Below are 1,094 nucleotides of genomic sequence, written 5' to 3'. Positions count from 1 at the left end.
TCGAACTGGGCGTGCACCGCCTCGGCGTCGGGCTGGTCGTAGATGGAGTGCAGCAGCGCTTTGACCGCCGGCCACATGGCCTTCGGTGTCACACTCATCGGGTTCGCCGCGTAGTGCGTGCGACAGCGCTGCCAAACAGCACCGGGCAGGTTCGCTGCGATTGCTTCGACGAGGCCTGAGTGGGCGTCGCTGGTGACGAGGCGGACGCCTCCGAGACCGCGGGCGACGAGGTCGGCGAAGAACGAGTTCCAGGCCGCCCCTGTCTCGCTGGTGGCCACGCGCAGGCCGAGCACCTCGCGGCGCCCGTCGCCGTTGACGCCGGTCGCGACCAGCACCACTGCGCCTATGACGCGTCCGCCCTCGCGAACTTTCATGGTGAGCGCGTCGGCGGCAACGAAGGTAAACGGACCGGCGTCGTCGAGCGGACGGTGTCGAAACTGCTCGACGTGTTCATCGAGCTCCGCCGCCATCCGGGACACCTGCGACTTCGACAGCGAGTGAATCCCGAGGGTCTTGACGAGCTTGTCCATCCGGCGTGTGGACACGCCGGCGAGGTAGGGGTCTGCTGAAGGTTTAGTTGAGTCCGGGGTTTATGCCGCCAGGCCGACAGCATCCATCATTATGGCCTCGAACTCGACCGGCGTCAGCTTCCCGAGCCTGCGCTGCCGGCGCTTGCGGTGATACTTCCCCTCGATCCACGCCACGATCGCGAGGCGCAGCTCTTGCCGGGTTCGCCACGAACCCCGGTCGAGGACGTTCTTCTGTAGCAGTGAGAAGAAGCTCTCCATCGCCGCATTATCGCCACACGTCCCCACACGACCCATCGATCCGGAGAGCTTGTGCCGTTTCAGTGCCTTCTGAAACTTCCGGCTCCGAAAGTGACTGCCACGGTCCGAGTGCACAATCACCCCCTGCGGGTAACCGCGCTGCATGAGCGCGTTCTCGAGCGCTCTCACTGCGAGTGATGCTTTCATTCGCTTATCGATCGCGTACCCCACGATCCGGTTCGAGAACACGTCTTTCACCGCACACAGGTAGAGCTTGCCTTCCCCGGTCCAGTGTTCCGTGATGTCCGAAAGCCATAGCTCGTTTGG

At 64.1% G+C, this 1,094-nt stretch carries 1 protein-coding gene and 1 pseudogene; both read right to left on the bottom strand.

Features of this window, described 5'->3' with window-relative positions; all coding sequences use genetic code 11:
• Positions 1 to 566 (bottom strand): annotated as a pseudogene (locus tag ACYVIH_RS12480) (IS256 family transposase); the annotation flags it as partial.
• Between the two features lie 24 nt (positions 567 to 590).
• A partial coding sequence (locus tag ACYVIH_RS12475; protein WP_460869779.1) for an IS3 family transposase occupies positions 591 to 1,094 on the bottom strand: 504 nt, incomplete at its 5' end.

Source organism: Nocardioides pakistanensis, from assembly GCF_054781215.1.
This window is presented reverse-complemented; position numbering and strand designations above follow the sequence as displayed.